This window comes from Selenomonas ruminantium subsp. lactilytica TAM6421 (assembly GCF_000284095.1).
Taxonomy (GTDB): Bacteria; Bacillota; Negativicutes; order Selenomonadales; family Selenomonadaceae; genus Selenomonas_A; species Selenomonas_A lactilytica.
Genome location: NC_017068.1, coordinates 1135345 through 1160733 on the forward strand (window position 1 = coordinate 1135345; position 25389 = coordinate 1160733).

Annotated in this window: 22 protein-coding genes; 20 read left to right on the top strand and 2 right to left on the bottom strand. The window is 48.2% G+C overall.

Annotated elements, in window-relative coordinates:
• Positions 1 to 703: 703 nt before the first annotated feature.
• From dinB to ruvC, 6 genes are all read left to right on the top strand, one after another.
• Positions 704 to 1909, top strand: a complete 1206-nt coding sequence (gene dinB, locus SELR_RS05370) for a DNA polymerase IV (protein ID WP_014424190.1) — start codon at positions 704 to 706, stop codon at positions 1907 to 1909.
• Between the two features lie 54 nt (positions 1910 to 1963).
• Positions 1964 to 3085 (top strand): alanine dehydrogenase, encoded by a 1122-nt coding sequence (gene ald / locus SELR_RS05375; protein WP_014424191.1) that lies wholly within the window; start codon positions 1964 to 1966, stop codon positions 3083 to 3085.
• Between the two features lie 28 nt (positions 3086 to 3113).
• Positions 3114 to 3836, top strand: a complete 723-nt coding sequence (locus SELR_RS05380) for a class II aldolase/adducin family protein (RefSeq protein WP_014424192.1) — start codon at positions 3114 to 3116, stop codon at positions 3834 to 3836.
• Positions 3837 to 3883: 47 nt separating this feature from the next.
• Positions 3884 to 4951 (top strand): S-methyl-5-thioribose-1-phosphate isomerase, encoded by a 1068-nt coding sequence (mtnA, locus tag SELR_RS05385; RefSeq protein ID WP_041914589.1) that lies wholly within the window; start codon positions 3884 to 3886, stop codon positions 4949 to 4951.
• A 123-nt stretch (positions 4952 to 5074) separates the two neighbouring features.
• Positions 5075 to 5806: a YebC/PmpR family DNA-binding transcriptional regulator gene (locus SELR_RS05390; RefSeq protein ID WP_014424194.1), complete on the top strand. Its 732-nt coding sequence runs from the start codon at positions 5075 to 5077 to the stop codon at positions 5804 to 5806.
• A gap of 53 nt (positions 5807 to 5859) precedes the next feature.
• Entirely contained in the window at positions 5860 to 6354 is a 495-nt protein-coding gene (gene ruvC / locus SELR_RS05395; RefSeq protein ID WP_014424195.1) for a crossover junction endodeoxyribonuclease RuvC, read from the top strand.
• Here the strand turns inward: ruvC and SELR_RS05400 are convergent, their stop codons facing one another.
• Both SELR_RS05400 and SELR_RS05405 read right to left on the bottom strand, forming a co-directional pair.
• Positions 6355 to 6810, bottom strand: coding sequence for a DUF441 domain-containing protein (locus tag SELR_RS05400; RefSeq protein WP_014424196.1), 456 nt, complete (start codon positions 6808 to 6810; stop codon positions 6355 to 6357).
• A gap of 116 nt (positions 6811 to 6926) precedes the next feature.
• A complete protein-coding gene (locus SELR_RS05405; RefSeq protein ID WP_014424197.1) occupies positions 6927 to 8039 on the bottom strand; it encodes an SLC13 family permease in 1113 nt (370 codons plus the stop codon).
• Positions 8040 to 8170: 131 nt separating this feature from the next.
• Here SELR_RS05405 and amrA point away from each other — a divergent pair, with 131 nt between their 5' ends.
• The 14 genes from amrA to SELR_RS05480 all read left to right on the top strand — a co-directional run bounded on the left by amrA (position 8171) and on the right by SELR_RS05480 (position 25375).
• On the top strand, positions 8171 to 9556 hold the full coding sequence (gene amrA, locus SELR_RS05410) for an AmmeMemoRadiSam system protein A (protein ID WP_014424198.1): 1386 nt from the start codon (positions 8171 to 8173) through the stop codon (positions 9554 to 9556).
• Positions 9549 to 10382, top strand: a complete 834-nt coding sequence (gene amrS / locus SELR_RS05415; RefSeq protein ID WP_014424199.1) for an AmmeMemoRadiSam system radical SAM enzyme — start codon at positions 9549 to 9551, stop codon at positions 10380 to 10382. Before amrA ends, amrS begins: the two co-directional genes overlap by 8 nt.
• Before the next feature lie 28 nt (positions 10383 to 10410).
• The gene (locus SELR_RS05420) at positions 10411 to 10800 is read left to right on the top strand and encodes a C-GCAxxG-C-C family protein (RefSeq protein WP_014424200.1); all 390 of its coding nucleotides are present in this window, start codon (positions 10411 to 10413) and stop codon (positions 10798 to 10800) included.
• Positions 10801 to 10939: 139 nt separating this feature from the next.
• Complete coding sequence (locus tag SELR_RS05425; RefSeq protein WP_102013459.1) at positions 10940 to 11542, top strand: class I SAM-dependent methyltransferase; 603 nt, start codon at positions 10940 to 10942, stop codon at positions 11540 to 11542.
• Positions 11509 to 12117 carry a phospholipase D-like domain-containing protein gene (locus tag SELR_RS05430; protein WP_014424202.1) on the top strand — a complete coding sequence of 203 codons (609 nt, stop codon included), beginning with the start codon at positions 11509 to 11511 and terminating at the stop codon, positions 12115 to 12117. Before SELR_RS05425 ends, SELR_RS05430 begins: the two co-directional genes overlap by 34 nt.
• Positions 12095 to 12304: a hypothetical protein gene (locus tag SELR_RS05435; protein WP_014424203.1), complete on the top strand. Its 210-nt coding sequence runs from the start codon at positions 12095 to 12097 to the stop codon at positions 12302 to 12304. Before SELR_RS05430 ends, SELR_RS05435 begins: the two co-directional genes overlap by 23 nt.
• Before the next feature lie 3 nt (positions 12305 to 12307).
• A complete protein-coding gene (locus SELR_RS19210; RefSeq protein WP_041914278.1) occupies positions 12308 to 12652 on the top strand; it encodes a YqfO family protein in 345 nt (114 codons plus the stop codon).
• Positions 12649 to 13152: an RNA 2',3'-cyclic phosphodiesterase gene (gene thpR, locus SELR_RS05445; RefSeq protein ID WP_014424205.1), complete on the top strand. Its 504-nt coding sequence runs from the start codon at positions 12649 to 12651 to the stop codon at positions 13150 to 13152. The genes SELR_RS19210 and thpR overlap by 4 nt, the downstream gene beginning before the upstream one ends.
• A gap of 18 nt (positions 13153 to 13170) precedes the next feature.
• A complete protein-coding gene (locus SELR_RS05450; protein WP_014424206.1) occupies positions 13171 to 13590 on the top strand; it encodes a GNAT family N-acetyltransferase in 420 nt (139 codons plus the stop codon).
• Between the two features lie 1291 nt (positions 13591 to 14881).
• Positions 14882 to 18226 (top strand): SNF2-related protein, encoded by a 3345-nt coding sequence (locus SELR_RS05460; protein ID WP_014424208.1) that lies wholly within the window; start codon positions 14882 to 14884, stop codon positions 18224 to 18226.
• Positions 18223 to 20715: a DEAD/DEAH box helicase gene (locus SELR_RS05465; protein WP_014424209.1), complete on the top strand. Its 2493-nt coding sequence runs from the start codon at positions 18223 to 18225 to the stop codon at positions 20713 to 20715. The genes SELR_RS05460 and SELR_RS05465 overlap by 4 nt, the downstream gene beginning before the upstream one ends.
• A 12-nt stretch (positions 20716 to 20727) precedes the next feature.
• Entirely contained in the window at positions 20728 to 21546 is an 819-nt protein-coding gene (locus SELR_RS05470) for a hypothetical protein (protein WP_014424210.1), read from the top strand.
• A complete protein-coding gene (locus SELR_RS05475) occupies positions 21543 to 24704 on the top strand; it encodes a P-loop NTPase family protein (RefSeq protein WP_014424211.1) in 3162 nt (1053 codons plus the stop codon). The genes SELR_RS05470 and SELR_RS05475 overlap by 4 nt, the downstream gene beginning before the upstream one ends.
• Positions 24701 to 25375, top strand: coding sequence for a hypothetical protein (locus tag SELR_RS05480; RefSeq protein ID WP_014424212.1), 675 nt, complete (start codon positions 24701 to 24703; stop codon positions 25373 to 25375). The genes SELR_RS05475 and SELR_RS05480 overlap by 4 nt, the downstream gene beginning before the upstream one ends.
• Positions 25376 to 25389: the final 14 nt, after the last annotated feature.

Here is a 25389-nt window from a genome sequence, read left to right on the forward strand (position 1 = left end):
AGCTGTGGGGCGGCGGTGGGAATACTTTTCCGCCGCTGCACTAAATGTCCCGCCAGCAGAAGTATGCATCTTCCAGTAACCTGCGCCGGGCAAGTCCGGCGGCGCGTCCATCAACGAAGCATCCAGCAAATGCTGTTTGCGGGCCAGCCTTCACTTCGTTCAGGCAGTCGTTCCGCCGGCGGAAAAGCATCCCCACCGCCACCCAGCGTTACGTTTGTCAATGCTGCTATGTTCCGGCTGGAGGATACAAGCACATCGATGTTCTTGTTACGGGAGAACCGGGTTCGTGCCGATTGCCAAAATCGTGGCTGGGGCGAACGGGGGAGTGCTTTTTCTGTGGGAGCGACTGCCTGAGCGCCAGCGAAGGCCGGCCCGAGGCAGATAGTTACTAGAAAGCACGCTGAAAGACGCGCCGCCGGTCTTGCCCGGCGCCATCTGGCTAAACAGCTCTAAAATTGCCGAGAGGGTCGTTTTAGCGGAAACAGAAAAAGTACTCCCCCGTGAACCCCTGACTGCGTATGAACGGGATACCTTCAGCACGAACGCACCGACAAACTGCAATTTATCTAAAAATCCGTTGACGTTTTCTGTTAACGGATTTTTTTGCAATTAAAGGTAGTTTGTAGTACGTAATTAACCTTGCTTGAATTATGTGTTTGTGTTACACTTTGTGTAAATTATTTACACGATAAGAGGGCGCTTTATGAAGCGAGTCATCGTTCATGTGGATATGGATGCATTTTTTGCCTCTGTGGAAATCCGGGATAATCCAAAACTGAAGAACAAGCCGGTAGTCATCGGTGCGATGCCTCATGAGCGCGGTGTGGTTTCTACTTGCAATTATATCGCGCGGAAGTATGGCATTCATTCCGCCATGAATATTAAGGAAGCTTACCGGCTTTGCCCGCAGGCGGTATTTATGCATGGGGATTACGAGAAATATCGCAAGGTTTCAGCGCAGCTTCATCATATCTGGGAAACCTATGCGGATGTCACAGAGTATATTGCCTGCGACGAAGGCTATCTGGATGTTACCCGCTCGGTAAAGGAGTTTCGTAGTCCCGAAGAATTAGGGTTGCTGATAAAAGCCCGGGTAAAGGCCGAGACGGGGCTTACCTGTTCGGTGGGCATCGGCTATTCCAAGTCCGCAGCCAAAACCGCCAGTGAAGAGAAGAAGCCGGATGGCTTTTTCATCATTCCGGACCGGGAGGCTTATTGTGAGCTTATCCATGACCGGGATATCCGGGTGATTTTTGGCATCGGCAAACGCACGGCAGAGAAACTGAATGGCTATGGCATTCATAAAGTCAGCGATATTATCGCCAGTCAGAAGCAGATTATGAGCCTGCTGGGGGATAAACATGCACGCTTCATAATAAACTCTGCGCTGGGGCTTGATGATCGTCCGGTAATACACTATGATGCATCCGATGCCAAATCCCTGAGCCGGGAAATGACCTTCCAGCACGATCAGCGGAATTTTACCTTCCTGCAGGATGTGCTCCTGCTTTTGGCCCGCAATGTGGATGAACGGCTCAAGAAGCGAGAACTTTACGGCCGGACGGTAACGCTGAAGATTACCTATGGCGATATGAAATCCATCACCCGTTCCCAGACTTGCGAAAGCACGAATGATGGATATGAGATATATAAGATAGCGGTGGAACTCTTGCGGAAAGTAAAACGCCAGCCGGTGCGCCTGCTGGGGCTGGGGATGCAGAATCTCAGCAAGGACTATATACGGCAGCTGACCTTCGCCGACCTGCGGCAGGATAATACAGAGAGTGGCATGGAACAGGGCATAAGACAGCTGGAAAAACGATATGGCATGGACTTGTCTTTGGAAAAAATGCATTCATCGTTAGGCTATATCTATGAAGCAGTGGAAAAGATGGCAGCAGGAATTTGAGACTGGAGGCAGAACTATTGAAGAGAAAATGGTTTTTGGTGAGGAGGTCGGATCATGATTATCGGTGTATCCAAGGAAATCAAGAATAATGAGAATCGTGTAGGTTTGACGCCGGCAGGGGCAGAGGCTTTTGTCAAGGCGGGGCATAGGGTACTGGTCGAGACGGGCAGCGGTCTGGGCAGTGGCTTTGCGGATGAAGACTACGCTGCCGTGGGGGCCGAACTTTTCCCAGATAAGAAGCAGCTCTTTGACGAGGCTGAGATGATTGTCAATGTGAAGGAACCGCTGCCATCTGAATATGATCTGTTCCATGAGGGACAACTGCTCTTTACCTATCTGCATCTGGCCGCTGAACCGGAACTGACGCAGGCGCTGCTGAAACATAAGGTCACCTCTGTTGCCTATGAAACCGTGGTAGGCAGGGATGGCCGGTCACTTCCCTTATTGGCTCCCATGAGTGAGATTGCCGGCCGCATGTCCGTACAGATTGGCGCACAGTTCCTCGAAAGCCGTTATGGCGGAGCGGGCGTCCTCCTGGGCGGTGTCAGCGGAGTGGCACCGGCGCAGGTGGTCATCATTGGTGGTGGTGTCGTGGGCGCCAATGCCGCCAAGATGGCCGCAGGTTTGGGTGCCAGAGTGACGGTTATTGACCTTTCCATTGAGCGGCTGCGCTATCTGGATGATGTGTTCGGTGGGCGCATCGCTACGGTCAGCTCCAACAGCTTCAACATTGCCCAATGGGTGCGGGAAGCGGATCTCCTCATCGGTGCCGTGCTGGTACCCGGAGCCAAAACGCCCCAGCTGGTGACGGAAGCGATGGTCAAGACCATGAAGCCGGGCTCGGTCATCGTGGATGTGGCCATTGACCAGGGCGGCAGCATCGCCACCTGTGACCATGTGACCACCCATGAGAATCCTACCTTTGTGAAACATGGCGTATTGCATTACTCAGTGGCCAATATCCCCGGGGCCGTAGCTAGAACCTCTACATTGGCCCTTACCAACGCTACTTTGCCCTATGCCCTGAAACTGGCAGAAAAAGGCTGGCGCGAGGCTTGCAAGGCCGATGCAGGTCTTGCCCAAGGGCTTAATACCATAGAAGGCAGGCTGACCAATCTTCCTGTGTCCGAGGCGTTGGGCCTGGAGTATGTGGATAAAGCAGAGTTTTTGAAATAGCAGACGGAATATTATGAGGTGTTGTTTCATGGGGACAGGAAAACAGTATCCTACGGATGCAGAAGCGAAGCGGCTGATCGTGGAAATCGGGCGGCGGATGTATCAGAAGAATTTCGTGGCGGCCAATGATGGGAATATCTCCTGCAAGGTGGATGCGGAAACGATTTGGACAACGCCCACGGGCGTTTCCAAAGGCTTTATGGCGGAAGATGAGCTGGTGCGGATGCGCTTGGATGGAACGATTCTCGAACAGGGGGAACGGGCGCCTTCCAGTGAGGTGAAGATGCATCTACGCATTTATCAAGAACGGGAGGATGCAGCAGCGGTATGCCATGCCCATCCGCCGGTTTCGACGGCGTTCGCCATTGCGGGCATGGCGCTGAATCAGGCAATCTATCCGGAAGCCCTGGTCAATTTGGGCGTGGTTCCCTGCGTGCATTATGAGCCGCCGGGCTCTCAGGGGATTCCGGACTCCATTGCGCCCTATGTCCGGGATTACAATGCCGTATTGCTGGCCAATCATGGTTCCGTTGCCTGGGGCACTTCTCTGATGGAGGCCTGGTACCGGCTGGAAGCCATGGAGCATTACGCTAAAATCATCATGTATACTCAGAATATCATCGGCAAGGCGAATGTGCTTTCCCATGAGCAGGTGGATGAAGTAATCTGCATCCGGGAAAAGCTGGGCATCACCTCCGGTGGCGTGCCCGCCGGCGCCGATAAGCCCAGCAACTTGACGGATATGGTCTGAGGCTCATATAGGGAGGAATAGTCGTGGCTGAACAGGAAAAAAACATCATGCAATATGAAACGGTGGCTTTGGATGAGCAGGAAGGTGCCTTGCTGATCATCGACCAGACAAGATTGCCGGGAGAGGTAAAAATCCTGCACCTCAAGGAGCAGAAGGAAATCTGGCAGGCAATCTACCTGCTGCAGGTGCGCGGCGCACCAGCAATCGGCGTGGCTGCCGCCTTCGGCCTGTATCTGGCCGCCAAGGATATTCAGGCTGATACCTGGGAAGAATTTTATCCGGCGCTCCAACAGGCTAAGGATTATTTGAATTCATCCCGCCCCACTGCGGTAAATCTCTCCTGGGCCCTGAACCGGATGGCGAAGGTTGCGGAAGCAAACAAGGGAAAATCCATCCCGGATATCAAGGAGCTGCTGCGGCAGGAGGCTGTATCCATCAAGGCTGAGGATGTATGGATGTGCCGCCAGATCGGGGAATACGGCCTGACGCTGATCCAGGATGGCGCAGGCATCCTGACGCATTGCAATGCGGGGCAGCTGGCAACCTCCAAGTATGGCACGGCCCTGGCACCCGTCCATTTGGGACGGGAACGCGGCATGAATTTCAGGGTGTTCTGCGATGAGACGCGTCCGCTATTGCAGGGCGCACGGCTGTCTGCGTTTGAGCTCATGGCCGATGGTGTGGATACCACGGTGATTTGTGACAATATGGCCTCGCAAGTCATGAAGAATGGCTGGGTGGATGCGGTGTTTGTCGGTTGTGACCGGGTGGCGGCCAACGGCGATGCCTGCAACAAGATTGGGACTTCCGGTGTGGCAATTTTAGCCAAGTATTATGGCATCCCCTTCTATGTGCTGGGACCGACTTCCACCATTGACATGAACATTGAAAAAGGGGCAGATATCGTGATTGAACAGCGTCCTCCTGAGGAAGTCACGGAAATGTGGTACCAGCAGCGCATGGCACCGTCGGGCGTCAAAGTCTATAATCCTGCTTTTGATGTGGTTGACCATGAATTGATTGCCGGCATTGTCACGGAATACGGCATTGCCAGAGCGCCTTTTACGCAAAGCCTGCAGGAGATTTTCCGGAAAAAAGCACAGAATAACCAGTGAATGTTCCTTCATCAGGGCGCGCAGAATTTGACGGAAACAGGGAATCGTAGTATACTGTTAGAGTTATTAATGAAAATTTCCTCAATATATTGAGGGTAAATAAGCAAAAGGAGCGAATTTTGCATGTCAGGACATTCTAAATGGGCCAATATCAAACGTAAGAAGGGTGCCAACGACGCCATCCGTGGCCGTATCACCACGAAAATCGGCCGTGAGATCACCATTGCCGTACGCATGGGCGGCGGCGATCCGACGGGTAATATGCGTCTGAAGCTGGCTCTTTCCAAGGCCAAGGCCAACAACATTCCGAAGGACAACATCAACCGCGCCATCCAGAAGGGCCTCGGTGCTTCTGAGGGCAGCAACTACGAAGAACTCACTTACGAAGGTTACGGCCCGGCTGGTACGGCTGTCATGCTGGATATCCTCACGGATAACCGCAACCGTACGGCTGCTGATGTGCGCCACCTGTTTTCCAAGTTCGGCGGCAACCTCGGTCAGGACGGCTGCGTAGGCTGGATGTTCAACAAGAAGGCCATCTTCGTGGTGGAAAAAGAAGTGTTCGACAACGAAGACGAACTCATGGAAATCGTGCTCGAAGCTGGCGCCGATGACATGAAGGACGAAGGCGATGTATTCGAAATCACTGCTGAGCCGGATGCTTTCGATGCGATCGAAGCTGCTCTGGCCGAGAAGGGTATCGAGACTGCTTCCGCTGAAATCACCATGGTTCCGGAAAACACGGTAAAACTTTCCGGCGAAGATGCCGAAAAGATGCAGAAGCTGGAAGATGCGCTGGAAGACAACGACGACGTCCAGAACGTATACAGCAACTACGAAACCGACGAAGACTAAAAAAAAAGCCTTCCCCAAGAGGGAAGGCTTTTTTACTATTAGAGAGGATTTTTATGTTAGCACTAGGAATTGACCCTGGCACCGCCATCTGCGGCTTCGGCCTGGTGGAATCCCGTGGCAGCCGCTTGATTCCCATCAAGTATGGCTCGGTGTTCACCTCGCCCAAGATGCGCATGGAGGACCGGCTGGTCAAGATTTACGATGAACTGGATGCGTTGATGAAGGAGTACAAGCCCGATATCATGGGCATTGAAAAACTCTTCTTCAACCGCAATGTCACCACGGCCATTCCCGTCGGACAGGCTCGCGGTGTCGTGCTGCTCGCAGCAGCCAAGAACAATATTCCCATCGTGGAGCGCACGCCGATGCAGATCAAGCAGGATGTTACGGGCTACGGCAAGGCCGACAAGAAGCAGGTCATCTACATGGTGACCAAGCTCCTGCACCTGCCCGAGCCGCCCAAGCCCGATGATACCGCCGATGCTTTGGCGGTGGCCATCTGTACGACTTATTGCATGGGCAATGCCGCTTTCCGCAACAGCCTTTGATCAGCTGAAGGACTTCATCAGCCAGAGAATGAAATAGGTCAGGCCGCCAGCGATTAGCGGGCCGACTGCTACACCATGGAATAAGAGCACGCCAGCCATCGTGCCGATAATCAGCGCCGGAATCACATCCGGCGTGTTCTTTAGGAGTTCCACCCCACCGCCGCCGGCAATAGCGGCCAGCAGACCGGCCACGATGGCGATGATGCCGGCATGCGTGCGGAAGGCATCAAGCATGGTCTGGATGGTGATGGTGCCGTTGGCAATAGGCACGAGGATGGCGGCAGTCAAAATGATGATGCCCCAGTTCAAGCCTTGTGAACCCAGCGCATTCAGCGCCGAAGTCAGCCCCAGCACCTTCAATCCCAAAACGATTGCCGTGGCATAGACCACAGTCATATTATGGCCTACGTAACTGAGCAACAGTACGGCAAGCAAAGTGATATATTCGATATGCAAAAGAATCAGCTCCTCTTATAATTTTACCCTATCATTATACACGAGAATGCCCGCTTAAGGAAAGCAGGCAGCAAAAAAAGCCTTTCCGTCAGGGAGAGGCTTTTTGGCGTGGCCGGTCACCTGGCAATATAGAGATAATAATAACCAAGCAGCAGGGCCAGTACGGCCAGATTGCTGCCAGTGAAGGTCAGCAGGTAATAACCGGGCATACTGAAGCGCGTCTGCAGATAGGCCTTGAAGGAGATCACGCTGGCCATGGAGGCGATGATGGTGCCAAGGCCGCCGATATTCACACCCAAAAGCAGGGGCGTATAGGCATCGGTGTAGCTGGCCAAAAGCACCGTAGCAGGAACGTTGCTCAGCAGCTGACTTAGCAGCAGGGATACCCAGAACTCATGTCCTGCGAGCATTTTTGCTGGCCAGCTTTGGAAAAATTCAATATGGCTCAGATTGCCCACGCCGATGAAGAGCAGGGCAAAGAGCAGGAGTAGTTTATAATCCGCTTCCTTGAACAGGTGACGGTTCAGCAGGGCCAGTCCGGGCAGGACAATGGCTGCCAGCACGGGAAAGCTCAGCAGATGCACCACATGGAGCAGACAGAGGCCGAAGAGCACGAGCAATGGCAGGATCTTTTTCCAGGGCAGACCGGCGTCTTTGCGGGCAGGCAGCGGCACATCGACGTCCGGCAGCATAAAGGTGGCCAGATAGATGGCTGCGCCGCTCAGCAGCACAATGGGCGCCGTAATGGCAAGGAATTCTGCCGGTTCCAAGCCATAATGGGAGTAGATAAAGAGATTTTGCGGATTGCCAATCGGCGTGAGCATGCTGCCAAGGTTGGCTGCAATGGTCTGCCAGCAGACTGTGGGCACGATGAGCCGGATGCGCCGGGCTTCGGTAAAGACCATGATGGCCAGCGGCACGAAGATGATCAAAGCCACATCGTTGGTGATCAGCATCGAACTGAAATAGCAGCTGAAGATAAAGAACCGCCCCAAAGGCCGCCCGGAGGCACTGCCTTTGAAGAGCTGCTGGAAGATCGCCGCAAAGAAACCGCTGAGCCGCAGGCCGGCCACGATGCACATCAGGAAAAGCAGCAGCCCGAGCAGGGGGATATTGATGCGCTGGCCGATTTCTGCCAGACTCGGCGGGGCAATAAAACTGGTCAATAAGGCAAAAACAAGCGCCACGGATAAATCCGGATTCTGGCGCAGTTTTTGGTAAATAAACATAGGAAGGCTCCCTTCATCCGTAATCAAAAACAAAGTATAACATAATTCATTGCGCAATGACAGGGTGAATGATAGAATTTACTTGATGGATAGTGTATTTCCCTATGTTTATGAAAAACGAGGTGTAGGCTATGGCATTGTCAGGAACTTGTGTAGTACCGCACCCGCCGCTCATCATACCTGAGATTGGGCGCGGTGAAGAGCAGGGGATTCAGGCGACGATTGACGCTTATCAGGAGGCGGCGGCCTGGGCGGTGGCGAAAGAACCCGAAACCATTGTGATTACCAGCCCTCATGCGAAAATGTATGCCGATTATCTGCAGATTTCCTCAGGCCCCGGGGCGCAGGGGAGTTTTGCGGCCTTTGGTCATCCGGAGCTGAGTTTTCGGGCGGCTTATGATATGGATTTCGTCCAGCATTTGGCAAAAATGGCAGATAAAATCAAATTGCCTGCGGGCACTCTGGGCAAACAGGACGGCGGCCTTGACCACGGCACGATGATTCCCTTGTATTTCCTGCAAAAGGCGGGCTTTACAGGTAAAATCGTCCGCATTGGCCTGTCGGGATTGTCCCGGGACAACCATTACGCATTGGGGGTGCTGATTGCTCAGACGGCGCGCGACCTTGACCGGCGTGTCGTGCTCGTGGCCAGTGGCGACCTGTCCCATAAGCTCAAGGCCGATGGCCCTTATGGTTTTGATCCTGCCGGACCGGTCTTCGATGAACGCATGGGTGCGTGCTTCAGGACAGGGGATTTCCTGCAGCTTTTGACCACACCGGCAGAACTGGCGGATTCGGCGGCAGAGTGCGGCCTGCGCTCCTTCTGGATCATGGCCGGTGCTTTGGACCGGCATCAGGTGGAGGCAAAGCTTCTGGCACAGGAAGGGCCTTTCGGCGTGGGCTATGCCGTGGCGACCTTTGACCTATCAAATCATGACGAACAGCGCAATATCGGAGAACAGGCGGCAGAGTTGCATAGGGCAGAGATGGAGAAGCGGCGTGAGCGCGAGGATGCGTATCTGGCTTTGGCCCGTTATTCGTTGGAATACTATGTGCGAAACGGCAAACGCGCGCCGCTGCCGGATGAGCTGCCTGCAGAATTGACCGGTCAAAAAGCCGGTGCCTTTGTCAGCCTCAAGAAAGATGGCCAGCTGCGCGGCTGCATCGGCACAATCCTGCCGACGCGGAACAATTTGGCCGAGGAAATCCTTTATAATGCCGTGTCGGCCGGGACGGGAGATCCCCGTTTTTCGCCGGTGACCGAGGCGGAATTAGGAGATCTGGTCTATGATGTGGATGTGCTGTCTGTGCCGGAGCCGATTGCCAGTGAGGCAGAACTCGATGTCAAACGCTATGGCGTGATTGTCGAGGCTGGGAACAGGCGAGGGCTGCTGTTGCCGGATTTAAATGGTGTGGATACGGTGGCACAGCAGGTGGATATCGCCCGGCGCAAGGGCAATATCGGCCCACAGGAGGCCGTGAAGCTTTGGCGCTTTACGGTGACGAGACATGAGTAAGGTAGAATGCAGCTTGTGCCCGCACCATTGCCAGCTGGGCGAGGGGCAATTGGGCTTTTGCCGTACGCGGCGCAATCAGGAGGGCAGGATACAGAGCCTGAACTATGGTCAGGTCACGTCTCTGGCCCTTGATCCCATCGAAAAAAAGCCCCTGTATCATTTTCATCCGGGCAGCGCCATCCTGTCGCTGGGGTCCTTTGGCTGCAACATGGCCTGCTGCTTCTGTCAGAACTATACGATTTCTCAAGGCGGAGCCGAGGAAGTGCGCGGACAGCTCAGCCCGGAACAATTGGTGGAGCTCGCGCAGGAAACAACCATGAAACACGGCAGTATCGGTGTGGCCTTTACCTATAATGAGCCGCTTTTAAGCTATGAATATCTGCTGGATGTGGCGCCCCGCTTGCAGCAGGCAGGCCAAAAAGTGGTGCTGGTGACTAACGGCCAGATTGAGGCCGAACCCTTGCAGGCCTTGCTCCCCTATGTGGATGCCATGAATATCGACCTCAAGACGTTTGCGGCTGAAGCCTATGAACGCTTGGGCGGCAGTCTGGCTGCGGCAAAACGTACCATCGAGATGGCCGTCCATGCCGGCGTGCATGTGGAAGTGACGACTTTGGTGGTGCCGGGAATAAGTGACGATAGCGCAGAATTCAGGGCGGAGGTGGATTGGCTGGCCGCAATTCGTGCAGATATCCCCCTGCATCTGTCACGTTACTTTCCCCGTTACCACTATGATGAACCGGCAACTTCGCTGGAAAAACTTTACGAGTTTCAGAATATCGCACAAGAGAAGCTGACCTATGTACATTTAGGAAATGTACGTTAGATATGCATTATATTTTAGGAGGAAAAAAATGGAAAATACGACGAGAGCAGAACAGGCCGTGGAATACAAGCGTAAATGCAACTGTGCTCAGGCAGTATTGCTGGCCTTTGCTCCTGAACTGGGCAAGAGCAAGGAAGAACTTATGGCTGTAAGCTCCGGCTTCGGCAGCGGCATGGGCGGCATGGAAGGCACCTGCGGTGCATTCTGTGGAGCTGTCATGGCGCTGGGTATGCTCAATAAATCCGACAAACCCAGCAAGATGATTGCCAAAGATATGATGCAGGAATTCAAAGAAATGTCCGGCGCCACCATCTGCGGCGACCTCAAAGGCATCAAGACGGGCAAGATGCTCTGCTCCTGCGACGATTGCGTAAGACATGGCGTTGAGGTGCTGGAAAAGCGTTTGGCAGAATTATAAGCTTTTTTGACGTTTGGAGCCGTTGACTGGTCAAATTGACCGGTCAACGGCTTTTTAACGTAGTATTTTATGCGAATAACGGCAAATGAGAACCTGATTTAGCCATAAAACTCTAAAATGGAAGCAGGGAGTGATGGTCATGTCATTTGAGCAGGAACTGACATTACAATACTACAATGACAATGCGCAAAAATTCGCGGAGAATACGCAGCAGGTGGATTTTCACCACATACAACAGGCGTTTCTGAGCTATATTCCGGCGGGCGGTCATATCTTGGATTTTGGCTGCGGTGCCGGGCGGGACAGCCGTTATTTCCTGTCCTGTGGTTATCCGGTGACGGCCTTGGATGGAGCAGAGCAGTTAGCAATGCTGGCGGAAACCTATATTGGGCAAGAGGTCGTACGGCAGTCTTTTCTGGATTTTGCGGAAATCAATGCGTATGCCGGCATATGGGCGTGTGCATCTTTGCTGCATCTGCCATGGAACGATTTGCAGCTGGTCTTGGAAAAGCTGGCCCTTAGCCTGCATCGGGGCGGGATTTTCTATGCCTCATTCAAATATGGGGATTTTGCTGGTATGCGCAATGGCCGTTATTTCACGGATATGACAGAAGAACGCTGGCAGGATTTAGTTCAAGACATGACCATATGGAAAACAATCAAGATGTGGGTAACGGCAGATGTACGGGAAGGGCGGTCGGCGGAAAAATGGCTGAATATATTGTGCAAAAAGCATCCATGACGACAACGGAAACCTCCACGGCCGTATTTACCGGCGAGTGCGGGCGGCAGCTTCTTCCGGCTTTAGAACGATTCATGGCTGAGGCTGAGCGCATCGATATCATGGTAGCTTATACGAGGGAATCCGGCGTGCGGCTGCTATTGCCTGCTTTGCTGGCAGCCGCGCAGAGAGGCGCTGCTATAACCTTGCTTACGGGGACGGATTTCAACCTTACAGAGCCACAGGCACTGTATCTATTGCGCAGCTATTTAGGGGATAAGGCAGAACTGCGCTTGTATAAAGGTGAAGGAAAAAGCTTTCATCCCAAGGCATATTTCATCCATTTGCGTACGCATAGCTGCCTGTTTATCGGATCGTCCAATCTTTCTGCCAGTGCCTTAGGTGAGGCGGTGGAATGGAATTATCGGTTGGACAGCCGGGAAAAGCCGCAGGAGTATGGCGAGTTTTATCAGACGTTTCAAGACATTTGTCACAGGAATTCAGTGTTGGCCGATGATGATGTACTGCGACAGTATGCCAGAACTTGGCGGAAACCACAGCCTGAGAAATGCCTTGGCCACTCCCAAGGAAATTGATTGCATTTGCTCGGCTATATACCATCATGATGATAAGCTGCTGAAAGATGAGCCATGGGATGAAGTGCTGAAGGATGCTGATGTCATGCATCACACATTCAATGATCTGACCAAGCCGGTCAAAGACAAGGAACAAGCACGCTATCGGGCACTAAGACAGGAATTTGGGCTGCCCGTACAGGATTAACAAATCATAAACGTATCCAAGTTAAAGCTGGAGATTTTCATACCGGAAACACATCTTGCTAACTTACGGCAGGCTTTGCAGTCAGTCGGGGCTGGAAAAATCGGAAACTATGACAGTTGTCTGGCGTATAGTCGTGTGACGGGAACCTGGCGGCCTTTGCAGGGAAGTCATCCATATATTGGAACCTGTAATGAAATTAGCGAAGCTCCAGAAATAAAAGTAGAGGTCAACATCCAAGAGGAGGCTCTGCAGGGGACATTAAAAGCAATTCGTGAGGTTCATCCTTACGAAGAGCCGGTAATCAATGTAATCCCACTGTATCCGGATAAGGTGGTTGAAAATTCATGAGACTTTTTATAAGCATTCAGTTTCCAGCCCCTATGATAAAGGCTCTGGAGGCTTTTCAGTCACGATTAAAAGCTTCCAGCGTGGAAGGCTATTTTGCTGTATGGGAAAATTTGCATTTAACGCTGGCCTTTATTGGAGATTACGGGGCGCCAGATGCGGTCATGGACGTTATTGAATCGGTCCCGTTTGAGCCTATGACCATGAAACTCCATGGTATGGGAAATTTTGGAGAGTTATATTGGGCCGGGATAGAACAAAACGCTGGTCTTGAAAATTATGTCAAGAGATTGCGCAGGGCTCTGGTTGAGCACAAAATCCCCTATGACCGCAAACGGTTTTATCCGCATATTACAGTGGTTCGCAAGGCAATCTTTCATGGCAGGACTATCTTGCCTGAGGTTGAGCCACCGCAGGGGGAAATGGTTATAGAACATATTTCCCTAATGCGGTCAGAACGCGGCAAGCATGGCATGATTTATACGGAGATTGGCAGAACTTAGAGATAACAGGAGGGCAACATGTTACACGCTGAATTTTTAGAGCACTTGATTGAGGATGAGGAAAAAATCCGTCAGGAAGTGTTTGTATCTGAGCAGGGCTTTGAAAATGAATTTGATGATATCGACAATATTGCAACGCATATGACGCTCTATAACGATGCCGATGCAGTCGGCTGCTGTAGGTTCTTCCCGGGAGAAGAAAAAGGTGAATATATTATTGGTCGCATGGCTGTGCGAAAAGCCTCTCGGGGGCAGTCTATGGGACGGCGAATTCTGGAAATGGCCATCCAGCACCTTAAGGATACGGGAGCATCTAAAATATCGCTATCGGCGCAGGTTCAAGCGAAAGGCTTTTATGAGGCTTTAGGATTCCAGGCCAAAGGGAATGTATATATGGACGAGCATTGCCCGCACATACATATGGAGAAACTACTTTGAGTCACTTGAAGTGTGGGGCCTGAGGAGATGTAGAGTTATCCATATGCCACAAATGGAATCAAGACGTAATCCTAAATCGATAAGGATGTTAATAATTAACATCTGAAATAGTTTGTAATGGTATGTAATGTCTTTGCGCCCGTATTTTCCGATGACACCTAAACACATGCTCACAATAAAGACAAGTATTATCCGATTGACGAGGCAATTGACAATGTTCCCCTATAATGACGTTTACTGTCTGTTATAGGGGCAATTACTTGCACGCCTAAAAGGCCGGGAACTATGTTTGTCCCGGCGTTTCCTTATGTTGCTCGGCGTTGTTAAGAAAAGAGGAATAGGCCGCCTTTTTTGGGGCTGTATCCCACAATGTAACAAGATCAAACCTGCGCCATGTCCCGTAAGTTACGGTTATTACCATCAGGGTATCAGCAAACTGATCGTATCCATTTATGATATACCAGTGCCAGACATTGCTAATTAGTTCAGGGATTATCCGGATATTTGCAAAGACGGAGTGCCCTAAAATTCTTAAGTTGGCTTCAAGCCGTGCCCACAGTATACAGTAAAATGGCTAAAAAACTAGAAAAGTCTAAATATCAGACTTTTAAAATAATAATATATAACAAATATTATAGCTAAATGCTAAATATGGGGAATATATATATATTCTCATTGACTATACTGGCAAACAACAGTATAATTTAATTATCAAATAACTGTGTAGATGAGGTGCGGATGATGGGAAAGAAAGAAAGTAAAAGAGACAGATTCATTCGTTTAGCCGATGCCAGAACCAATAAGATAATCAATATGATCAACTTGTTGGGGAATTTGTCAAACACCAGTTCCTATGAATATACAAGTGAGGATGTAGAGCGCATATATAATACAATTTTGATAGAACTAGAAAAATCAAAGAATAGGTTTCGTATATCGGTAAAACCAAGTACATTCTCTTTATTAGCGAACGAGAATCAGAAGGTCAATCAGCTGAACATGTCAATACGAGAAGCTGATTGAAAAACAGAAAAAGCTGTTTTCTTATGAGGACGCCCCGGTAGTGCATGATATGGGAAGGTGAAATGTTACTTCTGTGCATGAAGGTAATAGCGATTTAACGGGAAGAGCAAATGTAAAAGTGGTAGACCTTGATGTATTTCCAGTCGGAGAACAGCATATCTTCCTTATAGCTGTTAAGTCAGATATGCTGATATGTTGATACATTGAGGATATGATTTTAATGAAAGTAGATTCATAGGGATGAGTCTTTGGGCGGAGGGCACTTAGTATGGAGAGATTAAGTGTAGGGATGTATGTTAGAGTTCCATATGATAGAGAGCATGCGGAAGATCCACGATTTTTCCTTCTTGGTCAGATTGCATCTATGGAAGTTGCCGGTGGACTTCTTACTGTTATTTTGCATGACCCTTTCAAGTATGCCAGATATTTCCCTGATATACCTGCAAAGTTAAGGGTAACGGTAGATTGTGTTATCCAATGTGGTGCCTGTCGGGGAGCAAGGGCTATATACAATAATCAGCTAGTTCGAGTTCTAAGCTATCAGTATGATAAAGAAAAAAGAGTTATGACATATTTCCTTGATCGGGAAGAGGATCATGCTGTGATATCAGCTTCAGAGACAAAAATACAGTTGCCGTTTGTTGCTTCGGAAATATCTCCGCTGATTCAGATGTTGCAAGGTGAATGGCAGAACCCGCGTTGGTATGTGGGAAGAACCATTGTGAGACGTGCAATCAGTTTATTGAATGGCTCATTGAACGGATTTGGCAGATTGGCAGGCTGTAAGATCGATATTCTGCCTCACCAGATGTTGACTATTAGACGCTGTATGTTGCACGATCCTTGCCGAATATTGCTCGCTGATGAAGTTGGTATGGGCAAGACCATTGAGGCGTTGGGAGTATTGCGCTTGTTTGTGGATGCGCACCCGCACTGTCGTATTTTACTGTTGGTGCCAGAACACCTATGTGCACAGTGGCGGCTGGAGATGCTTTTCAAATTTGATCTAAGTGAAAGTAGTCAAAAATATCATTTGGTACTGATGCCTAGTGAAAAGGTTGGCGAATGTCTTCAGGAAAAATGGGATTTTTTGGTCGCCGATGAGGTCCATCATGCTTTGCAGGACAGCCATATGTACAAAACTCTACAGGCACTTAGTCATAGGGTCGATAATGTTCTTTTATTAAGTGCTACACCGATTCAAGCACGTGCTAAGGAGTATTTAAGGCTCTTGTGCCTTTTGGAACCTGAAGAATATGCTGCGATTCCGGAAAATGAGTTTGATAATAGAGTAACTAGACAAGCTCGTATAGAAAGGGCTGCTTTTAATGTTGGTCGTTCATTAAAAAGTGTGCAAAACGCAGTACAGGAAGCGGATGCTCCTTGGAGTGATGAAGATGTGGCAGATGAAGCGGATGTATTGTTGAACCGCTTGCACAAGTTGCAGGGTGAATTGCCAGAAGATGAATATATAGCAGGTCAAATAAGTACGTGGCAGGAATTATTAGAGAAATTGCCGGAAAAAGGGTCGCCAGAGAATAGTGTTGACCCCTTGGGCTTAAGTAATTTGGCACAAATGCTAGGCTATATATCTGATCACTATCAATTGGATGCCCATATTATTCGTAATCGCCGCGCTATGAAAGGTGGGAAAGAGGCAAAACGTAAATTAATTCCTCTGCCGTATGATTGTGATACAAAAAATCCTTATGAGCGAGAAATATTTCAGGCTGTAGCTGAATGTTTGGAAAAATTAGTTTCGAACAACAATCCTGCCAAGTTAGTCGAGTTTGGGATACCGTTAGTGTCAGCTTGCTTCAGTTCGGCGTTTGCCCTGGATGCATTTATTACTAAAAAAGTTTTTCCTATTGAGTGCGGATCGTCAAAGGAGTTACGGACACGAGCAAGACAGTGGTTGCAATATGAACAGCTTGTCTGTGATGATATTGTCAAAGCAATGGATGATGAGGAGAATGGTCCAGCATCTAGAATTTGTGTTGTGCTGAAGTGTCTGGATAAGGCTGTTGGCAGACATAAAGTTGTGCTCTTCACAGAGTTCGAAGCGACCTGGGAAGCTTACCGGCATTGTTTGGAGGTATTTTTTGGTGAGGAGTGTGTGGCATTATATAGTGCCGACAGTCCGGCAGAAGAGCGTGAGCGTAATGTCTTCCGTTTTCAGAGTGACGAGTTCTGCCAGTTTTTGCTAGCAGATTCTTCAGGCGGCGAAGGACATAATTTTCAGATGGCTGATTATGCCGTACATTTGGATTTGCCATACGATGCTGCAGTCATAGAGCAACGTATTGGTCGTCTGGATCGTCTTGGCAGACAAAGCGAAGAGCCGATTATTTCTATTGTGCCGTATGCAACTAGGACGATAGAAGAAGATTTGTTCCATATTTTCCAGGAGGGGCTTCATGTTTTCGAGAAGCCGCTGAGCGGTATGGAAATCATTATGGGTGAATTGCGCGAGATGTTGACAAGTGCTTGGGAAAGCGATCCGGAGAGAGGATTGCGGGATATTTTACCTCAAGTCAAAGAAAAAGCCAGAAATCTAGCTAAGGCATTGCAAGAGGAACGGAACTATGATTTGAATAAATTTCTTTTTAATGGGCTGGATAGACAGGTCAGACGCTTGGTAAATGAATATAGCCGCCAAGGTGGGAAACTGTTTGCAGATGCGATGGGCAGTTGGGCTGCTATGGCAGGCTTCCGTACAGAGCATCAACAAGGTGAATTGCTCCGATTTAGACCAGAAAACTTTTCGTCCAAGTCGGCATGGCAGACTATGCTTTTACCACCGGAATGGGGAGAATACTACCAGGATGAGCGGGCTCAGGCCTTGTTTAAGATACAAACTGCCGTTATGAGCAAGCCTGTGAGTGCGATGCGCATGCGTAGTGAACGGCCTGCTCTGGTAGGGACTTTTGACCGTAACTTGGCTCTGCAAATGGATTCTGTGCATTTCTTTGCTCCAGGAGACCCCGTATTTGATTGTATCACGGTTAATGCCTTGGATTCTTATCGTGGGCGCTGTTCTGCATTTCGCTTGAAAGGTGAGGAAGACTGGCAGGGATTGGTTTTTTCCTATGCATTGAGACCGCATTATGAAGTGCTTTATGAACAGGGGCTGCCGGATACACTCTGTCGTCCTTATGTACCTTTCTTGTGTTGTGAGATAAAGACGGTTTTTTGGCCATTGCCTGGCTTTCCAGAAGCTAGTCCAAATGTGCAAGCAACTTTCAGACATTGTTTGCAGCCTGAAGTTATGCTTGATGATAATAACTTGCTAGTGCATCTTGGCAGGAGGGATAAGGTCAAGGCAATTCCTGAGGCTGCTGCTAGGCATTTCACTAATGCACAATGGATGCAGCAGCATTTTCCTGCAGCAACATGGGTGCAGCAGGTTGCGTCGGAGGCACATAAAAAAGCTAACCGTGATTTGAGGAATAAATCACGTATTGATGAGGCAGTAGAGAAGGTCAGAGAAGAAGGGCAAGGGTATGGTAATCACACGGCGGAGGAATGTACTCAAGCGCTGATACAAGCACTGAAAGAGTCGAATGCGCAACTGGATTCATTAGTCTATGTTTGGATGGAGACTGAAAAATGAGCTTTCTAGAATATTTGCATTCAAGACAGGATTTTTATAGAAACAAAAATGATCGTTATGGTGAGGCCGTTTGTGAACGCTTGATGGCTCGTTTCCCAGTTGACAATTGTTCACCCACGGCAGATTTTTATGCTTCTTTTAGAAGTTTTCTTGGTTATGAACAACAACCAGCTGTCTTGCCGGAAAAGTGGGTTAGTGAGGAGGTTTGTCATCGTTTTGGTTTAGTCAGTTATGGTAAAGATGGCTGGGGAATTTCTAACCAATATAAGGATGAACGGCTCAATGCTGCTTTTGTCGATTGCGTCTTTCAGCACCTAAAAGCTTCAGCTGAAGATAACCAGGAATTTTGCTTGCTTACATCACCTGATATTCGTTATTTGACAGGTTATAAAGCTTACAATGGCTTATCACAGCAGCTGGCTATGGAAGCGGCACTTACTATGCAGGAGGGGGATACGGGCTTATTTTGCTTACCAACAGGTTCTGGTAAAAGTCTTATTACGCAGGCTATTGCGTATCAGAAACCTGGTCTGACTATTGCTGTAGTACCAACAGTCTCACTAGCTTTGGATCAGGTACGTTCTGCTTATAGCGCGTTGCAGGCGGCTGGAGAGGATGAGATTCTTTGTTATTATTCGGATATGCCTGACGAGGAGTTCTCTAGGCTTTATGGGAGTCTAATGGAACAGCGTGCTCGTTTGATTTTCCTTTCGCCTGAATCGATGTTAGGAAGTTTTTATCAGGATATAAGAAACGCAGCTGAAGATGGATATTTACAGAATATTGTAGTGGATGAGGCGCATATGCTCTTGGAGTGGGGCGCATCTTTTCGCCCAGATTACCAACTCTTAAAGACTAATCAAAAAGCACTGCGTGAAATATCCTCTAGCCTAAGAACATACCTGTTATCAGCTACCTTTGATCATGAAGAGACTGATTTATTACGTGATATGTTTGCACCAGATGGTGAACACTGGCTGGAGGTGCGTTGTGATGCCTTGCGTGCTGAACCACTTTTTAACGTAATCCGCTGTGAGGATGGGGAAGATAAGAAGAAGTCAGTGCAAAGGTTGTGTGATTTACTGCCACGTCCGTTAATCGTCTATGTACGGCGTCCGTGTGAGGCAGAATGTTTGGCTGAGAGCCTTCGTGAAAATGGCTATCGGTATGTGCGTACGTTCACGGGTGATACAACGGGGAAGGAACGATCATCGATTATTAATGATTGGCAGGAAAATCGATTGGATTTTCTGGTGGCTACATCAGCTTTTGGCATGGGAGTAGATAAGAATGATATACGTACCGTACTTCATGCCTATGTGCCGGAAAGTCCTAACGCCTACTATCAGGAAGTTGGTCGTGGTGGTCGGGATGGAAATTATTGCTTGGCGGTAATGTGTGTAAATCTTGGTAACGATGAGGATAATGATCTTACTGGTAAAGATGGCGCGGCCGGTTTCGCTGAAGGGAAGGCCATAACGGTAGAACATTTATGTGGTCGGTGGCTGACAATGTTTGGCAAGGCGAAAAAGGGCGAAACTGAGGGCGATGTCATTTATGGGCTCAATACATTACTTGTGCCAGCTTACGCTCAGAATAAAACAACAAATGATTTACATGTACAATGGAATATTCGCACATTGTTGCTTTTGGAACGTCAGCGTTTGCTTAGAATAGAGCATGTGGAACCGTTGGATGTTCATCGCTTTTCTTTGGTCAGGAGAACTGCTTATCGTATTTGGGTACGAATCTTGGATTCATGCCTGCTTAATTTACAGGTGACCACGGCTGAATTGGAAAATATACGTGAGCAAGAAGTTCTATATCATAAGAACAAGTACCAGAAAATGGCAACAACATTAGCAAGGATTGGTAAACGCTGTTGGTCTGATTTGTTTACTGCTACTTATGATATGGCTGATGCTTGTTGTACAGGATGTGATAAGCATCGGCAGGTGCGAAAATATTATCCTAATCAGGGGCTACCCTTACGTCAGAACGTACTGGCACAGAGAGAATACTTACCAAAAGATACTGTTGCTAACTTGTTGCAAGGGCAACGTGAAGCACTTATTACTGCGCCAAAGCATTATTGGGAGACAGCTGCTCGCTTAGCTAAAAATTGCAGAGCGTTAGTGTTGATGGACGATTTCCGTACATCATTAGGAGATCTATTGTCAGATACGCTTTGGCCTTTAATGAAAGCTAATAATCATCTATTTATTTTAGATAGGAATGAACTGCGTCTCCTAGCAGAAGGGGGGCTGGACTGTAGTGGTTATTTGTCCGGATGTTTCTTGATATTGTATAATAACACGGCAGAAAATCTACCACAGGCATTGCTTATGACTCGTAATCTTTTGCAACGCGTACCGGGGTGGCGGGCATTACATTTACTTTATGCTGATTGTCTAGTTCCTGGAACCGGGCGTCGCTTGACAGAACACATTACAGGCCCTGTTTATGATGAGAAGGCTTTGCCTATATGAAAGGAGCATACTATGTTCAAGAATGCTATTAGTGCTTATGCTACGCCTGTTCGTGTTTATGAGCTCTGTCGTCTGGCTGAGAAGGGAAATTGTACAAGAGATGAAGCTAAGAAAAAGTTTTGTCCTCTACCAACGGATGGAGATATGCTTGCCCCAGTCATTAGAGTAGCTATTGAGCTAGAGCTTTTAGAAGATAATCGTAACGAAATAGTGTTGACAGATACTGCTCGCTCCGGGCTGGCATTAACTTCTATGAAGAAATTTCGATGTTGGTGTAATGCCAGAGCTTTGCGTGAGAGTGAAGACCTATTCGGCCGGATTTCTGCGGTTATGTTAAGAATTTATGATAGCCATGAAACCAGAGAAATGGTAGGAGAAAATTTTACCACTTCGCAAAGATTTCGTAATTACTTGGCTAATCATGTCAATATGGAACACATTCCTGACAATATGCGTGGATGGCGTTTCTGGGCTTCATTTTTGGGCTTAGGCTTGGTGCATGAAGCAGAAAATGGATTTAGCTTTTTGCCAAATATGTATGTTTTCTTATCTGATGCTATCCAAAATGCTAAGCTGGATGCAGGAGATTATACAATGACAGAGTTTCTGGATATACTGCAGCCTTTTCTTACGGTAGCTTTGCCTATAGAAGGTGAAGGACGTAAATTTTGTTTGGGAATGGCCAATGGTTTGCGCAGCTTACATGATAGAGGGAAGATTGTTGGGCGTCATATGCCAGACGCCAAAGAGTATTGGGAATTGCCTGAGATGACCGGTCATACTATGCCATCGACTATTAGCCACATTAGCTTGCCAGGAGGTGTCGCATGAATAAGGAAATAATATCAGGGCGTCTACCCGAGGTTATCAAGGTAGATACTACTTCCAGTTCCAAGGCTGACTTCTTGGCTACACATGTCCCATTCCGCCATATCAAAATTAAACACGGTGGCGGACTTAGTCAGGATTTTGAGACTATCTCGGAGGATGAGATTTGGCAGCAATATGTCCGTGAGCCTGGCGAGCGTCATCAGTTCATCGTTGTGCAAGGAGCTAATGGCGCAGGTAAGTCACATCTGATTCGTTGGTTATACACTAAGTTTCAAGCACAGCCACGAGAAAATGAAGCTGTTATATTTATTCGTCGTAGTGATAATAGCCTTAAGGGGGCTATCCGCCAGTTGTTGGATAGGCAGGAAACACGTGACTTGCCACATCGTGATGCGTATGAGCGTTTGGCAGCAGCAGGCACGGACATAAATCCGCAGGAATTAAAAATTCGATTATATCATGCCATGTTAGCAAAAGTACAGACTGATATTGTTAGTGGCCTGACAGATAAGCTCAAACGTATTCAGAAGAAACATTTGCTTAGTTTGCTTTCAGATCAAGTGTTCTTCGATCAATATCTTTTGCAACCGATGGACGTGAATACGCCAGTAGAGCGTATTTACAGGCGTGTAGCAACGGATGGAAAACTTAAAGGATTTAATGAGGAACCAGCCCGATTCAAGGCAGGGGATTTTCAAATTACAGATGAATTTTTAGAACGACTAGATAGCGCAGGCTCAGATCAGAAAGCTATTGATTATGCTTACGATCTACATGATGAGCAGGATTTGCCTGTTAAAACCGCCGACTATCTGAATCAGTTTATTGAATCGGTTATTCAGGAAGCAGCGGGGGTTCATCCTGGCGACTTTGAAAGTATCTTTGCAGAGATACGGCATGAACTTTTCCGGCATGGGAAAAATCTAACTCTATTGATTGAGGATATTACTGCTTTCACAGGCGTTAATGAATCACTATTGAATGTTTTGATAAATGAACATACAGGTACAGCGAATTTGTCAGGGCAAGAGCTTTGTCGTCTTTCTTCCTTGGTAGGCACAACAACGGAGTTTTATGGAGAATTTCGTGATAACTTTAGGAACCGTGTGACTGAGGAGATTTACATTGAGGATACAGCACTTACAGTCGGGCAAGATAATACATTGGTTGAGTTGGCAGCTCGTTATTTGAATGCTATGAGCTTACCAGCGAATGTTCTTGATGCTTGGGCAGAGAGCGGAGCAGAAGATGGACAATTACCTCTTCATAAGCGTACAGAAACGAATTATTGGCCGACATATACTTTGTCAAATGGGGTGGCACTTTCACTTTATCCTTTTACAGTGCAAGCCTTAAAGCATTTAGTTGCTGGGATGCCGGAAGGGCAGAGGACTCCACGCTATTTTCTTACGGATATCTTGCGTACAACAGTACAGTGTGTATTGCAAGGTGAATCAAAGGCTTTTCCACCTGTATATACTGGCACAGCACCCAATTTGCAGTGGCGCAGTGCTAAGGAACGCATACATATTATTCAACAATGCGAAGAGGGAGAACAGGATCGGCTGAATCGATTTATATGTATTTGGGGCGACGGCACAGCAAGTCAGACAGAAAGCCATGGAGTTGCCATCTTGGCTGGCATCCCCATGCCTATTTATCAGGAATTGGGATTTCCAGTACTACGCGGCCTGGAAGATGTTACGACTATCGATACTACAATTGATACAAATCCACCTGAAACTTTGCTAGAGTTACAACAAGAGGTGGATAAGAATACCCTTTTAGCTAATAGTAAAACGCCTGATGAGATCGCATATGAGAATTATGAGAAGCAGCGTCTTAATTTGGAACAATGGCTTAGTGGTGGACAGTTGAGCGATGATCGAAACCTTATTCGTAACGATTTGAGTGACTTTCTGTGTAGTACAATTAATTGGCAGGAGGAAGGGGTTTCATTCGATAATCTCAATAAGATTGTTGGTGAAAAGTCTGGTGCTCCGAATCAGTTAATTTATATTGAACGTTGCAGTCGGGGGAAGGGCTTCTATGAATTGCCTGCTAAACTGCCTACTTACCAAATAATAAACTGTTTGTTGCAATGGCGTTATCTAGGACGACGTTCTTGGTCATTTGAAGGGGCCGAGGAATCCTTTTATGCAGCTAGTATGTGGCTTTATACTATCAAGGCTGGGGTAGTGCAGGCAGTAAAAAATAGTTCACCACAAATTGGAGGCGTGAATGCTTATGCGGCTTGTGCGATTAGCGTAGCCGTTTGTTGCCGCATGTTGGCTGGTGGTGATGCTAATCCTGAAACTTTGGCAGAGCATCTTTGGGCGGATAATATTGTGTTACCACAATCTGGCAGCGGGCATTGTCGTGCGTGGCAGGGATTGCTCTCGTATTTGAAGCGCCCCGAGACAGAAGATGCTTTGAAAATCGCACATGATTACTTCAATATTGTGCAGAGCCGTAAGCCATCCACTAAGACTTTCTTGAACTTAGACGCATTACAGAAATGTTTGGATTACTTGGCACCGCATGGCTATTTATTAGAGGAAGCTGGACAACTGGCCAAGGAAGAAGTCATTGGGGCCCGTAGAAAACCGATGGTTCCTGCTGCTCATCTGGCTGAAACGCTACCAAAAGTAATTAGGGAAGAGCAAAATTTCCTGCGGGAAAAACTCAGTCCTGTTTTTGAGGCATTTGATTTGAACGAGGCGGATTTAGAGTATTTCGAGGCAGGGGTATTGGAAGACTTTTCTATTCGCTTGGATGAATGTAATCAGGCCTTGATTCAGGCGAATAAACAGAACTGCTTCTCTAAGATCACCAAAGAAAAGCGAAAAAAAGTGAAAGAAAATGCTGAGAGCATAACTTCAGCCCTGCGTCAGGTGGTAAAAGCTATTGCGGAGGCACCACTGCAAGAGAGCTTGCCGCAGTTGGCAAGAGCACCATTGGCAGATGTGCAACCATTAATAGAACTGGTCGACCTTGTTAAGGATGGTCTAAAAAGAGCGGCTGCAGCTATGCCTGGTGAGCCACCAGCACCGGTAGGGTATGTGAGTCCATTGCTTAAGGATAAGGAAAAAGTGTTGAAGGAGGTAGAGGACGCTTTGACGGATATTGACGCGCTGGAGGAGGCATTGACGCTATGATTACGGAGGCTTTGCAGAAGACGGCTGAACTGGCTGGGCGTTGGGCAGAAGCAGATGCAGACAAGGACAAACTAGAGGATCGGAAAAGGCGTGAGCAGTTTGTAGCAGCTGGCTTTGAATGCATTTTGCAGCAAATACGCATTTTGCGCCTGCGTCAGAAATTACTACCTTTGCATTTGGAATGTCTTGATGCGCAATTATTACAGGACGTACGCGAAGTGTTGAAGGTTGGGAAGGTGGCCTATCAGAGACAACAAGTCGGAGCAAAAAACACTTTGGGAACTGACTTAAAGAGATTCAACAAAAAATTCTCTGAAGAAATTAAGCATCATGCAGAGTGGTTCAGTCAAGATTCTAAGGTTATAGAAACACAGCAAGCATTGGAGGTAACGAACAATCTTTGCCCAGGGGCGGTGCCTTCAAAGCTCCGATCGCGACTCATATTTGCCAGACGTGAAAACGCTACGTTAAATGAATTACAAGATAATCTAGAGGCTCAAAAAGAAGCGGAATTGTGTTTGAAGAACTCACCTTTGGAAGCGTGGCAACGTCAGCTCTTGCAACGTATTACTGTGGGTCAGGCTACGCTTCTTAATATAACGCCGGAAGAACTGTCCTGGCTGCAAAGTAGCGATTTTGCGAAACGCGTTAAGCTACGCTACGAGTTTTAGGTTGTATATGGAGG